The organism is Neoaquamicrobium sediminum (assembly GCF_013240295.1).
GTDB classification, from domain to species: Bacteria; Pseudomonadota; Alphaproteobacteria; order Rhizobiales; family Rhizobiaceae; genus Aerobium; species Aerobium sediminum.
This window is the reverse complement of the sequence record NZ_JABETK010000002.1, coordinates 2,010,629-2,023,770: the sequence shown is the minus strand read 5'-3', so window position 1 is coordinate 2,023,770 and position 13,142 is coordinate 2,010,629. Positions and strand designations below refer to the sequence as shown.

Genomic DNA, 13,142 nt, shown 5'->3' with positions numbered 1-13,142 from the left:
GGACTTGGCTATCGTCGACGATACGGCACCGGAAAAGCAGGGACCCTCGCTGCTGCTGCAGATCGCGCTGCTCGTGGGATTGAGCGTCGTTGCGGTCGGTATCGGCTGGGGCTCGGGCCTCTACCTGACCGGCCAGCAACCGGCTGCCCATGAGCAGGCCGCAGTCGAGACGGCGAAGGCAACGGAGACCACGCTTGCCGAGGCCCATGACGGAATGGGTGTCGTCTATCTGGAACCGATCACAACAAATCTGGCCGGGCCGACAGGAACATGGGTGAGGCTTGAGCTGGCGCTGGTGTTCGATGCCGAACCGGACATGATGATGGCGCAGACCATTCAGCAGGATGTTCTTGCCTATCTCCGCACAGTGAAGATTCATCAGGTCGAGGGCGCGAGCGGCTTCCAGCACCTGCGTTCCGATATCGAGGAGCGCGCCTCCATCCGCAGCGACGGCGCAGTCAAGCGTATCCTGATCCGGACGTTGCTTTTCCAATGATCCGCCTGGCCACCTCAGTCCTTTTGCTGCTGGTGCTTGTCGCGCCGGCCAGCGCGCAGCAGCTCGACCTCGGGGGCCTGACCGACCAGCTCGAGGGCCAGACGGTCGGTTCGATCATTCAGCTTTTCGGGCTGTTGACGGTCCTGTCGCTTGCGCCCGGCATCCTCATCATGGTGACGAGCTTCACCCGGTTCGTCATCGTGTTCTCGATCCTGCGCTCGGGCATGGGTTTGCCGAGCACGCCGGCGAACCTGATCCTGGTCAGCCTGTCGCTGTTCATGACGTTCTATGTCATGGGACCTACATTCGATCGCGCCTGGAACGAGGGCGTGCAGCCGCTAGTCGCGAACGAGATCAACGAGGAAGAGGCGTTCGGGCGCATCTCGGAGCCGTTCCGCGATTTCATGATAGCCAACGTGCGCGACAAGGATTTCGACCTGTTCGCCGATCTCGCGCGCGAACGCGAACAGGCGGACGTTTCCGTTCAGGACGCGGATTTTCGCATCCTCGTCCCGGCGTTCATGATCTCCGAAATCCGGCGTGGGTTCGAGATCGGCTTTCTGATCGTGCTGCCGTTTCTGGTGATCGACCTGATCGTGGCGACGATCACCATGTCGATGGGCATGATGATGCTGCCGCCGGTGGTGGTGTCTTTGCCGTTCAAGATACTGTTCTTCGTCCTTATCGACGGCTGGAACCTGCTCGTTGGCAGTCTTGTGCGCTCGTTCGCTTAACGGGCTGATTCAGCGCACGTTAACCATCTGATTTTCCGACGAAAATTAACCACGCTGCTTATCTCATCCGTAGGGTTTGGCCCCTAGAACGGATTGCGAGGGGCAGATTGGTCATGGGGATTTCCAACCGATCGGGCATGAGGCCGCGCCGCTTCGCTGGTGAGAATCCGGCATGTCAATTGTGTATCGAGTACAAGGCGTATTCTCATGACGAGTCTTCTGACCAACGCGTCCGCAATGACGGCGCTCCAGACCCTGAACAAGACCAACAAGAACCTGGCCAACACCCAGAACCGCATCGCCACCGGCGCGCGCGTCAACGAAGCGTCCGACAACGCTGCTTACTGGTCGATCTCGGTCGGCATGAAGAACCAGAGCAACCTGCAGTCGGTCGTCAAGGACTCGATGGGTTTCGGCAAGGCGATCCTCGACGCGGCCTATACCGGCCTTGACGAAGCCATCAAGCTGACCTCGGAAATCCACTCGCGTTACCTCGCTCGTGAGCAGGACGGCGTGGACACGGCTGCCATCGACGCCGAAATCGCCGAACTGAAGACGGCTATCCAGGAAATCGCGGCGGCTGCCGACTTTGAGGGCCAGAACCTGCTCGCCACTGCTGGCGCCGACGTCACGGTCGTGACCGGCTACATCAAGGGCGACGGCACTGCCGGTTCCTCCGAGACCAAGACCCTGACCCTCAGCGCCTACGACCTCGAAGGCGAGACGGCGAACATGACCGACGCCGACACCACGGAAGCGTCGCTGGTCGCCATGCGTGAGGCCGCTTCTGACCTCGGCGCCAAGAAGATCCGTCTGGACGCCCAGCTCAGCTTCACTTCGAAGCTGAAGGACGCCCTCGACCGTGGCGTTGGCCAGCTCGTCGATGCCGACATGAATGCAGAGTCGGCTCGTCTGTCGGCCCTGCAGGTTCAGCAGCAGCTCGGCATCCAGGCGCTGTCGATCGCCAACTCCAACAGCCAGAACGTTCTCGCGCTCTTCCGCTAAGACGTTCCATCGGCTGGGATAGGCTGAAGCCTATCTCCTATCATCAGGCCGCGTCCCTCAGGGCGCGGCCTTTTGCTTGAATCCGCCATGCGGGAGGTATTCCGGAGCCGAAATACTAAGGCGAATGGTAAATTTTTCAGCAAAAGCAAATCATTAACCATGTTCCTTAGGTGGCGGTTAGCCATTGCTGTTTACATCTGCGTTCAAGAGCGGGCCGGGAGGAAACACAGAGTGTTCCGGTTGGCATGACGCCCCTCCGCTTAGCCGGCAGTTGCCCGGCATGTCAGTTTAGTACTCAGTACAAGGCGTATTCTTATGACGAGTCTTCTGACCAACGCGTCCGCAATGACGGCGCTCCAGACCCTGACCAAGACCAACAACAACCTGGCTACCACGCAGAACCGCATCGCTACCGGCGAGCGTGTTTCGCAGGCCTCCGACAATGCCGCCTACTGGTCGATCTCGGTCGGCATGAAGAACCAGAGCAACCTGCAGTCGGTCGTCAAGGACTCGATCGGCTTCGGCAAGGCGATCCTCGACGCGGCCTATACCGGCCTGGACGAAGCCATCAAGCTGACCTCGGAAATCCACTCGCGTTACCTTGCTCGTGAGCAGGACGGCGTGGACACGGCTGCCATCGACGCCGAAATCGCCGAACTGAAGACGGCAATCGAGGAAATCGCGCAGGCTGCCGACTTCGAGGGCCAGAACCTGCTCGCCACCGGTGGCGCCAACGTCACGGTCGTGACCGGCTACATCAAGGGCGACGGCACTGCCGGTTCGACCGAGACCAAGACCCTGACGCTCAACGCCTACGATCTCGAGGCCGAGACGGGTAACATGACCGACGCCGACACCACGGAAGCGTCGCTGGTCGCCATGCGTGAGGCTGCTTCGGAACTCGGCGCGATGAAGACCCGCCTCGACGCCCAGCTCAGCTTCACCTCGAAGCTGATGGACGCGCTCGACCGCGGCGTCGGCCAGCTCGTCGATGCCGACATGAATGCAGAGTCGGCTCGTCTGTCGGCCCTGCAGGTCCAGCAGCAGCTCGGCATCCAGGCGCTGTCGATCGCCAACTCCAACAGCCAGAACATCCTGTCGCTCTTCCGCTAAGCGACAAGGCAGGGCTGACCAGCCCTGAAAAATCGAAGGCCGCGCTTCAACCGGAGCGCGGCCTTTACCATTTAAGAACTAAAGTTTCTATTTCATAAATACTTATCCTGTATTTTTACTATTTATAAACCAAAAACATTGGGATTTATACTTCATTAACCATGTTTCTTAGCCTCCCATTATCCATCCTTGTTCATAAATAGCGTCAACAAGCGGGCCGGACCGAGTGTGCAGTATCCGGGGGCATGACGCCAATCCGCCACGCCGGCAATCAGCCCGGCATGTCGTGACGTAATCAGTTCAAGGCGTAGAAAAATGGCTAGTCTCCTGACGAATGCCGCCGCGATGACGGCGCTGCAAACCCTCACCAGCACCAACAAGAAACTTGCTGTAACCCAGAACCGAATTGCCACCGGCGCGCGCGTCAACGAGGCTTCGGACAATGCGGCCTACTGGTCGATCTCGGTCGGCATGAAGAGCCAGAGCAACCTGCTCGGCGTCGTGAAGGACTCGATTGGCTTCGGCCGGGCGATCCTCGATGCCGCGTATACCGGTCTCGACGAAGCGATCAAGCTGACCACCGAGATCCATTCCCGCTACCTTGCGATGGAGCAGGACGGCACCGATACCGCGGCACTCCAGGCGGAAATCGACGAACTTGTTGCCGCCATGCAGGAAATCGCTGCCGCGGCTGACTTCGAAGGCCAGAACCTGCTGGCGAGCACTGGCGCCAACGTGACCGTGGTAACGGGCTACATCAAGGGTGATGGCACTGCGGGCTCGACCGAAGTCAAGACCCTGACGCTGAACGCCTACGACCTCGAGGCGGAAGCCGCCACGATGACCGATGCCGACACGGCGGAACTTGCTCTCTATGCGATGCGCGGTGCTGCTTCCGAACTGGGCGCGATGAAGGTACGGCTCGAATCCCAGATGACTTCACGTCGAAGCTCATCGATGCTGTCGACCGTGGCGTCGGTCAGCTCGTCGATGCCGATATGAATGCGGAATCGGCAAAGCTGTCCGCCCTTCAGGTACAGCAGCAGCTCGGCATCCAGGCGCTGTCGATCGCCAATTCGTCGAGCCAGAACATCCTGACGCTGTTCCGAGGCTGATCCCTAAGGCACCTCAGTCGATGCTGGTCCGCGCTCCTCATGGGGGCGCGGGCCTTTGTGCTGCGCGCGCTTCTCAGAGAACCCCATTCGGCACGTCTGCTTAACGACCCGTTAACCATGAAAATCTACTTATGGTTAACCAAATCAGCGGGCGTCTTAGAAGGGGCAACACCTTGTCGAGCATCAACACAAACCCGGCAGCGATGACCGCGTTGCAGGTCCTTCACGCCACCAACAAGGCGCTGGAGGTTGTGCAGGGTCGCATCTCGACCGGCCTGCGCGTCTCGCAGGCGTCCGACAACGCGGCCTACTGGTCGATTGCGACCACGATGCGGTCCGATAACAATGTCCTGTCCACCGTCCAGGATACGCTCGGCCTCGGCGCCAGCCGCGTCGACACCGCCTACACGGCGCTCGAAGCCGCGATCGGTCTCATCGACGAGATCAAGCAGAAGGTTCTCGCAGCCGTCGGCATGAGCGAAGACAACAAGGAGCGCATCCAGGAAGAAGTGACCGCCTTCCAGGAGCAGCTTCGGTTCACCGCGCTAGCCGCAACCTTCTCGGGCGCCAACTGGCTGTCGGTTAACTCGCTCGCAGCCAACGGTCATCCGTCGGACGGCGTTCACAAGGAGGTCGACATCGTTTCGGCCTTCACGCGCGACCAGAACGGCGCGATCATTCTGGGCTACATCGGCATCGACGTACAGGCTATCAAGCTCTATGACGCCGCGGCGACGACGAACGAAACGATGGGCATGCTCGAGGGCTCCGCCTCGGCACGACGGGATTGCGCGACAACACTGCCACCGCGGCCACGCCCGGAACCGCGGCCGCGACCGACGGCTACGCTGTATCGTCGCTGAATGTCGTGGGCCACACCGACGAGCAGCTCGAACAGATGCTTACGGTCGTCGACCAGACGCTGGCGGAAATGGCCAACGCCGCGACGGCCATCGGCGCGATCAAGAAGCGCGTTGACCTGCAGAAGGACTACACGTCCAACCTGATGGATTCGATCGACCGCGGTGTCGGTCAGCTGGTCGATGCAGACATGAACAAGGAGTCGACCCGGCTGCAGGCGCTGCAGGTGCAGCAGCAGCTTGGCGTGCAGTCGCTCCAGATAGCCAATTCCTATGCGGAAAACATCCTGCTCCTGTTCCGCAACTAGCGCGGCATTACAGGGGCGAGCATCTGACGGGCTGTCCGCGAGGGCAGCCCGTTTTGCATTGGGAGCACCCGTCAAATGCGCCGCAGCCGCTCGCCCATGTTCCAGAATATGCCGATGATAAGACCTGATAGCAGCGTATGGTACAGCGGCACATCGAGATCTTCCGTCAGATACCAGATCAGGATGACGAAGATTGCGCGGGCGAGAAAAACCAGTTCGAGCCGCGACTCGTTAGTCAGTCGCGCGCTGCGCGTGAAGGCAGCCACCTGCACCACGATCATGCGGACGGCCACTGTCAGATAGAAGGCCAGGAACAGTCCGAGCCCTATCAGTCCGCCGCGCGTGAAGGTCGACACCATGCTCGAATGCGAGCCGATCGGGATTTCCGCAAGCGAGACGTCGACAGGCTTGATACCCAGCCCGAAGATCAGGTTCTGGTCCAGCACCATCCGGATCGCGAGGGCATAGGTCTCCAGCCGCGTCGCGGTGGAGCCCGCGCGGGACTCGGCAACCGACTGTGCCGAAGCCTGGAACAGGTCGACCAGGTCCGAGCCGAACAGAGCGACCACCGCCAGGACCAACGGCCCGAGCAGAATTGCGCCGAGCATCACGCCGCCCCGCCAGACCACAGCCAGGAATGCGAGAGAAGCGACATAGGCGAGACTGGTCGTGCGGCTGCCGAACGGCAGGAGCATCGGCAGGATCGAGAGTTCCAGAAGTATGGCCCACATGAACATGCGCCGGCGGATCAGGTAGATGGCGCCCATTGCGCCCAGCATGACGACCTGGATCGCGCTTTCGGTGGCGTAGACACCCATACCGTGATTTCGGGAGACGACCCGCCGTTGATCCAGTCACTCTCCACGACGATGTTCAACGCGTAGGTGCCGAGAATGCCCGGCAATTGGCCGAGGTTACCTAAAATAAGCGAATAGAAGTAGATTCGGCTTTGGCCGGACACCGCCGAATAGCCCATGGTCACCACCATGAAGACGACATAGGAGATGTAGGCGATAAGGGCTGCGCCGTAGATCGTGTCCTTGGGCCAGACGCCGCGGTGGTTGCGCGGGGCATGGTCGAGCTGCCGGCCGAAATTGATGAAGACCAGAAGCAGCAGCAGCACGGATATGTTGTAGGCGGCACCGAAGGCGCGCTCGCCCTGGAAATGAGTCATCATTGCCAGAAAGAGCGAGAAGGCGAGCGCCGCCGCCAGTGACAGAAGCTGCCACTCGGGGAGTGCGAAACGCACCATTCCAAAGGCGAGGACGACGCCCACGAGGTAAACCCAGGGCAGATCGGTGCCCAGCGCCCAGTTCACCGGCAGCATGACGATGGTCGCGGCAATGAGGAAGCATTGCAGCGCCCATGCGTCGGTGACGATCGGACCGGCCGATCGTCTGACGTTGCCTCTCGTATCGCCTATCGCCGCCATCGAGGTGTCACCCGGTTCGCGTCAGCAGAAGATAGAGGCTGTGGGGATTAGTGATCAGGTAGCGCATCGCCAGCCGGCGCGGCTCGAGCACCGTGCGGTAGAGCCATTCAAGGCCTGCCTTCTGCATCCAGACAGGAGCGCGGGAGCGGGAGCCTGACAGGAAGTTGAACAGGCCGCCAGAGGTCTTGACCACCTTGACGCTCTTCAGCCGGTCGATGTTGCAGCACGAACTCCTGCTCGCGCGGCACACCGAGACCGATCCACAGGATGTCCGGCCGTAACCGGTCGAGATCCTCGAACAGTGCTTCCTCGCCTGCCGCGTCGAGGTAGCCGTGGGAGTAGCCGGCAAGCTTGATCCGCGGAAAGCGGTGGCGGACCGTCGCGGCAGCGCGCTCGATCTCGTCCGGCGTGGTGCCGAACATGTAGTAAGAGGTGCCTTCCGGCAGCAGCAGGCTCGCATCGTCGAACAGGTCCGTCGTGCTGGTGCGGTCAGGTACCGGCTTGAGGTCAGCAGGTGGGAGATCGTCACCATCGGCTGGCCGTCGGCGCTGATGACATCTGCCTGATCGAACAGCCGCCTTATCTTGCTGCTGCGCGCATACATGGACAGGACCTGTCCATTCGACGAGGTCATGAAAAGCGGCTGTTCCAATTCGGGCAAGCGTCCCGCGATGGCGTCGTCCATGAGTTGTACCGTCTCGCGCAGGCTGAGGCGGGCGTTTGCCATTCCGCCAAGCTTGCAGACCGGCACGAGGTCACGAATTTTCTGGTTGCGCATTGTGATCTTCCTCACACGGCATTCTTGTGGACCAGCCCGATGAAGGGCGTGGCGGCGATGATCGAAATGTCGAAGAGGATCGACCAGTTCTCGATGTAGTAGAGGTCGTATTCCAGGCGTTTGTTCATGGCCTCGACCGTGAAGGTCGGCCCACGAAAGTCGTTGACCTGCGCCCACCCGGTGATGCCTGGCTTCACGCGGTGGCGGTTGTTGTACATGGGCAGCAGCCCGGCATAGGCGGCGTTCTGCTCGACCGCGTGGGGCCGGGGCCCGACGATCGACATCTCCCCGCGCAACACGTTGAAGAGTTGCGGCAGTTCGTCGATCGACAGCCGGCGCAGGATCCGCCCGACCCGCGTGACGCGATTGTCGTTACGCGTGGCCTGCCGGAAGCCTTGACCCTCCGACTGCACGTGCATGGTACGGAACTTGAAGACGGTGATGACCTGGTTGTTGAGACCGTGACGCTTCTGCTTGAAGAAAACGGGGCCGGGGCTGTCGAGCTTAACCGCGGCGGCGACGAGCAGCAGAAACGGTGCGAGCAGCACGGTCGCTATGGACGCGAGTACGTAGTCCTCGACCGCCTTCATCATATGGCCCCAGCCGGAGATCGGCTTCTGCTGCAGGTCGATGAACTGCACCTGCGCCAGCGAGCTGATGCCGCGGAACGGAACCATATGAGTTTCGATATCGGGCAGGAGCTTGATCTCGGCCGGCAGAACGCTCAGCTCCGAAAGCATATCCTCCAGATGCCGCCGCTGAGACGGCGGAAGCGCGATGATGACCGTGTCGACGTCGTTACGCTGGCCAAAATCGATCAGCTCCGCGAGGCCGCCATCCCGTGCGGTCACAACGCCAGTCTGGTCGCCGTCGCGCGTCGGGCCGAATATACCGGCAATGCGCACGCCGCTGTCGGGCATTCCCAATGCCTCGACCGCGCGCCGTAGTGGAGCGTCCGTGCCGAAGATCGCCGCACGGCGGGAAATCGCGCCTTGCACGGCCTGGCTCGAAAAGACCCGCGCTGCGGCTGCGCGCAGCGTCCAGACGGCGACGACCGACGAACACAACCACACGCCGAACCAAAGCCGCGAAAATTCATCGGCAGCTCCGATCGCGAGGCCAATCAACGCGACGATCAGGAATGCGCCAACGAGGTTACCCACCGCCGCGCTCGAGAAGGTCAGGAAGCGTGAGAGCTTCTGCACATCGTAGAGCTTCGAGCGATAGTTGAGGTAGCCGAAGGTCAGGACGATGAGGATCGACGGCCAGATGTAGGTCTGGAGGAAATCGTGCTGTTCCAGATGCGTGTAAACGTAGACGTGCCCTATCAGCATGCCGAGCAGCAGCGTGACGAGCAGTTCCATCACTGCATAAATCTGTCCGCTAACGTGCGGGCTGGCCTGCGCATTGGTCCGCAGGTCCGCTGGCATTCTGTCGCCCATGCCAAAGGTTCGGGCGAACCTCGTTTCCAGAATTTCTGTATCTTTTAGGGACACAATTCCGACCCCCAACGCTCTTTTGCCAAATCTGCTGTTACCTGCGGCAGGTGTTGCAAAAGGCGGGCCACTCAGGGTTGAGCCGCCAGGCGTGGGCTGCGATCATCGAGAAAGGGGCACTTGAATCGGTTTAAAAGTTGAGGTTCAGTCGCCGGCGAAGAGAGGGAGGTCGATTTGGCCAAAGCAGAGATCAGCAGAACCGACGCCGGACCGATCCGTTATGGCATGGTCGGTGGCGGGCAGGGCGCGTTCATCGGCGGTGTGCACCGCATCGCGGCAAGACTGGATGGAGAGTTTCAACTGGTGGCCGGTGCGCTGTCGTCCGATCCGGAACGGGCTATTGCTTCCGGGCGCGAGCTCGGTCTCGATGCGGAACGCTGCTACGCCTCGTTTGCCGAGATGGCCAAGGCAGAGGCGGCGCGAGCCGACGGCATCGAGGCCGTCGCGATCGTGACGCCGAACCACGTCCACTACCCGGCGGCCAAGGCATTTCTTGATGCGGGTATTCATGTCATTTGCGACAAGCCGCTAACCTCGAACCTTGCCGATGCGAAGAAGCTTGCTGCCGCCGCGCCAAGAGCGAGCGGCTTTTCGTGCTGACGCACAACTATACCGGCTACCCGATGGTGCGGCAGGCGCGCGAGATGGTCGCCAAGGGCATGCTGGGCGACCTGCGCGTGGTCCATGCCGAGTATCCGCAAGACTGGCTGACCGAGGCTGTCGAGGCTAGCGGCTCCAAGCAGGCCGTCTGGCGCACCGACCCGAAACAGTCCGGTGCCGGCGGTGCAACGGGGACATCGGCACGCACGCGTATAATTTGGCACGCTTCGTCACCGGCCTGGAACTCGACAGCCTTGCTGCCGACCTCGACGCTTTCGTGCCCGGTCGGCTGCTCGACGACAACGCGCATATCCTGCTGCGCTTCAAGGCGAACGGCAATGCGCCGGCTGCCAAGGGCATGCTTTGGGCCAGTCAGGTGGCACCCGGCAACGAGAACGGGCTGAAGCTCCGCGTCTACGGGACGAAGGGCGGGCTCGAATGGGAACAGGAGCATCCCAACCAACTATGGTACACGCCGTTCGGTGAGGAGAAGCGCTTGATCACGCGGGGCGGGGCAGGGGCAGGGCCCTCCGCTGCTCGCGTCAGCCGCATTCCGGCGGGGCATCCCGAAGGGTATCTCGAAGGCTTCGCCAATATCTATGCGGAGGCTGCGCGCGCCATCCGCGCGATGCGGCGCAAGGGCGACAAGATGCCGAAGGACGTTGTCTTCCCGACGGTCGAGGACGGCGTCGAGGGCGTGGCCTTCGTGGAAGCCTGCGTCAAATCCTCGAAGAAGAACGGCGCCTGGACGAAGCTATAGATCTCACTCCACCGAGCGCAGATCGCGCAGGTAGGTGTTATCCTCGGCAGACGTGGTGTAGGCGCTCGGCAGAATGTCTGTAATCAGAAGTGCCTCGCCGACATTTTCCGCGCCGGTGAGCACCTTGCCGTCCGGTGCGGCAACCGTCGACAGCCCTGCATAGGCGAAACGCTCGTCTGCGCCGCAATGGTTTGCATAGGCGACGAACACCTGGTTCTCGAATGCGCGGACCGGAATCATGCTTCTGGCAATGAAAGCGGCATGGTCGCTTTGCGGCAGCGCCGTAGGCACGGCTATCAGCGTGCAGCCTACCTGCGCCAGCCGTCGCACGTTCTCCGGGAACTCGACATCGTAGCAGATCAGCAGGCCCAGCTTCTGCCCGGCATGCTGTATCGTTACGGCAGAAGGTGTCCCGGGTCTGAACAGGTTGCGCTCGTAGTCCGCGTAGAGATGGGACTTGCGATAGACGACGGGAGGCTCAGAACCGCGGATGAAGGCGGCGCTGTTCCAGACCGCGCCTTTATCGGCCTCGGCAAATCCCGCGACGATCGCGACTCCCGTCTCGGCCGAGATCTCCGCGAGGTGCGAGAGCGCAGGGCCGTCTGCCGGCTCTGCCAGGGCGCGGATCGCTTCGCCGGCGCCATAGCCGGTGATCGCGAGCTCGGGCGTGATCAGGAGGTCGGCTCCTCTCGTCGCCGCCTCTCGCGCCGCGCGACCGATGCGCTTTATGTTGGCGGCGGCGTCGCCGGGGTGCGCCTGCATCTGGAGCACGGCGATCTTCACTCTCGATCCCCCGACAAGGCGCCCAGCAATCGCGGCAGATCGCCGAAACGCGCAATCAGGCCAAAAACGATCGCTGCAACGGCGACGAAGAAGATCGAGACCGCGGCCATGGTTGGCGTGTAGCCGTAGCGCAGCGCGTTGAAGATTTTGATCGGCAGCGTTTCCATGGTGAAGCCCACGGTCATGTAGGCAACGATGTATTCGTTGAGCGACAGCACGAAGGCGAACGCATAGCCGGAAATCACGTAGGGCAGGATCAGCGGCAGCACCACCGTGCGCAGCACTGTCCTGTCGTCCGCCCCCATCGTCGAGGCTGCCTCGACAAGGCTGCGGTCGATGGAGCTGAAGCCCAGCGACAGCGTCACAAGCGGCAGGGTGACGAAGAAGATCGCGTGGCTGATCGCCGCCGTCCATGGCTGGCCATAGGCGCCGACCGTTGCCCAGAAGGTCAGGAAGCCCAAGGCGGTAATCACCGGTGGCAGGATGAAGGGCGCCACGCCCAGAAGCTGGAAGATGCGCGCCCACGGCGCGATCCGCCGCCACAGGAACCAGGCGAGCGGCATCGCGATAATGACGGCGAGTGCCGCCGATGCGGCCGCCAGCGTAAGGGAATTCACCAGTGCGGACCGCCAGCCGGGATCGCTGAAGATCTGCCCGTACCATGCGAGGGAAAAGCCTTCCGGGGGAAGATGAGGCTTTGCTTCTCGTTCACGGAAACGCCTGCCACGACGATGAGCGGGCCGGCAAGAAACAGGGCCACCAGCAGGAAAACGATGCGGCGCAGCGTTGCGGCACTCATGTCCGTTGCTCCCGCTGCGAGCCGACCATCAGCGTCAGGCCGACGAGCGCCAGCGACATCAGCACGAGGAACACCGCCATGGCGGCGGCAAACGGCATGTTGGACTGGTAGATCGCCTGATCGGTGATGAGCACCGACAGCGTCCAGTGCTGGGGCCGTCCGAGTATCTGCGGCAACAGATATGAGCCGAGCGCGAAGACGAACACCATGATGAGCGTGGCCATGATGGTGTTGCGCAGTGCCGGGACCACCACGTTGAGGAAGGCGCGCATCGGCGAGGCCCCAAGCGTGCGCGCGGCTTCGAGCAGGGTTGGATCGAGCCGCACGATGGCGGGATAGAGCACTAGCACAGTGTAGGGCAGGGCCTGATAGACCATTGCCGTCAGTACCGCCCCGAAACCCGGCATCAGCGCCTGCGGCTCGGCCATCAGCCCCGCCATAACGAGCAGGTTGGTGATGCCGGCCGTACGCGAGAAAAGCGTCGACCATGCGAAGCCGATGATGACTTCCGACAGCGACAGGACCGAGAGGATTGCGACCAGCCATACGATCTGAACGCGCCGCGAGGCCTGCGTCAGCAGCCAGGTAAACGGGAAGGCGACGAGCACGCAGACGATGGCCACCATCACCGCCAGCATGATCGAAAAGCCGAGCACGCCGCCGAAGAAGGCGGACAGAAAACGCTCGTAGTTGGCGAATGTGAAGGCCGGCGAATAGAAGCCCGCCGGGTCGCGCTGAAAGAACGATACAGCGATCATCGTCGAAAACGGTACGACGAAGAAGATGACAAGCATCAGCGCTGGAAACGCAATCGGCGCGTAGTCGGCGGCTGTACGCGGCGGCTCGCGTCTCATTGTCGGCCG

11 protein-coding genes and 4 pseudogenes are annotated in these 13,142 nt (G+C 61.8%); 8 read left to right on the top strand and 7 right to left on the bottom strand.

Translation table 11 applies throughout. The features are described from left to right. Nucleotides 1-4: 4 nt before the first annotated feature. From HK436_RS21740 to HK436_RS33155, 7 genes and pseudogenes are all read left to right on the top strand, one after another. Nucleotides 5-496 (top strand): flagellar basal body-associated FliL family protein, encoded by a 492-nt coding sequence (locus HK436_RS21740; protein WP_173193120.1) that lies wholly within the window; start codon nucleotides 5-7, stop codon nucleotides 494-496. After that, nucleotides 493-1,230, top strand: a complete 738-nt coding sequence (fliP, locus tag HK436_RS21735) for a flagellar type III secretion system pore protein FliP (protein WP_173193118.1) — start codon at nucleotides 493-495, stop codon at nucleotides 1,228-1,230. The genes HK436_RS21740 and fliP overlap by 4 nt, the downstream gene beginning before the upstream one ends. Before the next feature lie 207 nt (nucleotides 1,231-1,437). Then, entirely contained in the window at nucleotides 1,438-2,235 is a 798-nt protein-coding gene (locus tag HK436_RS21730) for a flagellin N-terminal helical domain-containing protein (protein ID WP_173193116.1), read from the top strand. 315 nt (nucleotides 2,236-2,550) lie between these two features. Beyond that, nucleotides 2,551-3,348 (top strand): flagellin N-terminal helical domain-containing protein, encoded by a 798-nt coding sequence (locus HK436_RS21725; protein WP_173193114.1) that lies wholly within the window; start codon nucleotides 2,551-2,553, stop codon nucleotides 3,346-3,348. A 315-nt stretch (nucleotides 3,349-3,663) separates the two neighbouring features. After that, nucleotides 3,664-4,463: pseudogene (locus HK436_RS21720) on the top strand (flagellin N-terminal helical domain-containing protein). A gap of 173 nt (nucleotides 4,464-4,636) precedes the next feature. After that, nucleotides 4,637-5,326: a flagellin N-terminal helical domain-containing protein gene (locus tag HK436_RS21715; RefSeq protein WP_173193112.1), complete on the top strand. Its 690-nt coding sequence runs from the start codon at nucleotides 4,637-4,639 to the stop codon at nucleotides 5,324-5,326. After that, nucleotides 5,251-5,631, top strand: coding sequence for a flagellin (locus tag HK436_RS33155; RefSeq protein WP_312860655.1), 381 nt, complete (start codon nucleotides 5,251-5,253; stop codon nucleotides 5,629-5,631). Before HK436_RS21715 ends, HK436_RS33155 begins: the two co-directional genes overlap by 76 nt. Nucleotides 5,632-5,702: 71 nt before the next feature. Here HK436_RS33155 and HK436_RS21705 read toward each other — a convergent pair whose 3' ends face one another. From HK436_RS21705 to HK436_RS21690, 4 genes and pseudogenes are all read right to left on the bottom strand, one after another. Continuing rightward, nucleotides 5,703-6,449 (bottom strand): O-antigen ligase family protein, encoded by a 747-nt coding sequence (locus HK436_RS21705; RefSeq protein WP_173193111.1) that lies wholly within the window; start codon nucleotides 6,447-6,449, stop codon nucleotides 5,703-5,705. Further along, complete coding sequence (locus HK436_RS21700) at nucleotides 6,380-7,063, bottom strand: hypothetical protein (protein WP_173193109.1); 684 nt, start codon at nucleotides 7,061-7,063, stop codon at nucleotides 6,380-6,382. The genes HK436_RS21705 and HK436_RS21700 overlap by 70 nt, the downstream gene beginning before the upstream one ends. Before the next feature lie 7 nt (nucleotides 7,064-7,070). After that, nucleotides 7,071-7,509 (bottom strand): annotated as a pseudogene (locus HK436_RS33680) (WecB/TagA/CpsF family glycosyltransferase). Nucleotides 7,510-7,852: 343 nt separating this feature from the next. Then, complete coding sequence (locus tag HK436_RS21690) at nucleotides 7,853-9,271, bottom strand: undecaprenyl-phosphate glucose phosphotransferase (protein ID WP_173193104.1); 1,419 nt, start codon at nucleotides 9,269-9,271, stop codon at nucleotides 7,853-7,855. A gap of 291 nt (nucleotides 9,272-9,562) precedes the next feature. Here HK436_RS21690 and HK436_RS21685 point away from each other — a divergent pair. Continuing rightward, a pseudogene (locus HK436_RS21685) lies at nucleotides 9,563-10,697 on the top strand (Gfo/Idh/MocA family protein). Between the two features lie 3 nt (nucleotides 10,698-10,700). On the opposite strand, the gene HK436_RS21680 reads toward HK436_RS21685, so the two are convergent. The 3 genes and pseudogenes from HK436_RS21680 to HK436_RS21670 form a co-directional block, all read right to left on the bottom strand. After that, entirely contained in the window at nucleotides 10,701-11,480 is a 780-nt protein-coding gene (locus HK436_RS21680; protein WP_173193096.1) for a carbon-nitrogen hydrolase family protein, read from the bottom strand. Continuing rightward, nucleotides 11,477-12,279: pseudogene (locus HK436_RS21675) on the bottom strand (ABC transporter permease). The gene HK436_RS21680 and the pseudogene HK436_RS21675 overlap by 4 nt, the downstream one beginning before the upstream one ends. After that, nucleotides 12,276-13,133 carry an ABC transporter permease gene (locus tag HK436_RS21670; RefSeq protein WP_173193094.1) on the bottom strand — a complete coding sequence of 286 codons (858 nt, stop codon included), beginning with the start codon at nucleotides 13,131-13,133 and terminating at the stop codon, nucleotides 12,276-12,278. Before HK436_RS21670 ends, HK436_RS21675 begins: the two are co-directional and overlap by 4 nt. Between the last annotated feature and the right edge of the window lie 9 nt (nucleotides 13,134-13,142).

Excerpts from the sequence above, each read along its gene's own strand:
- fliP (WP_173193118.1), top strand. The coding sequence starts at position 493 with ATGATCCGCCTGGCCACCTCAGTCCTTTTGCTGCTGGTGCTTGTCGCG.
- HK436_RS21730 (WP_173193116.1), top strand. The coding sequence starts at position 1,438 with ATGACGAGTCTTCTGACCAACGCGTCCGCAATGACGGCGCTCCAGACC.
- HK436_RS21725 (WP_173193114.1), top strand. The coding sequence starts at position 2,551 with ATGACGAGTCTTCTGACCAACGCGTCCGCAATGACGGCGCTCCAGACC.
- HK436_RS21705 (WP_173193111.1), bottom strand. The coding sequence starts at position 6,449 with ATGGGTGTCTACGCCACCGAAAGCGCGATCCAGGTCGTCATGCTGGGC.
- HK436_RS21700 (WP_173193109.1), bottom strand. The coding sequence starts at position 7,063 with ATGGCGGCGATAGGCGATACGAGAGGCAACGTCAGACGATCGGCCGGT.
- HK436_RS21690 (WP_173193104.1), bottom strand. The coding sequence starts at position 9,271 with ATGCCAGCGGACCTGCGGACCAATGCGCAGGCCAGCCCGCACGTTAGC.
- HK436_RS21670 (WP_173193094.1), bottom strand. The coding sequence starts at position 13,133 with ATGAGACGCGAGCCGCCGCGTACAGCCGCCGACTACGCGCCGATTGCG.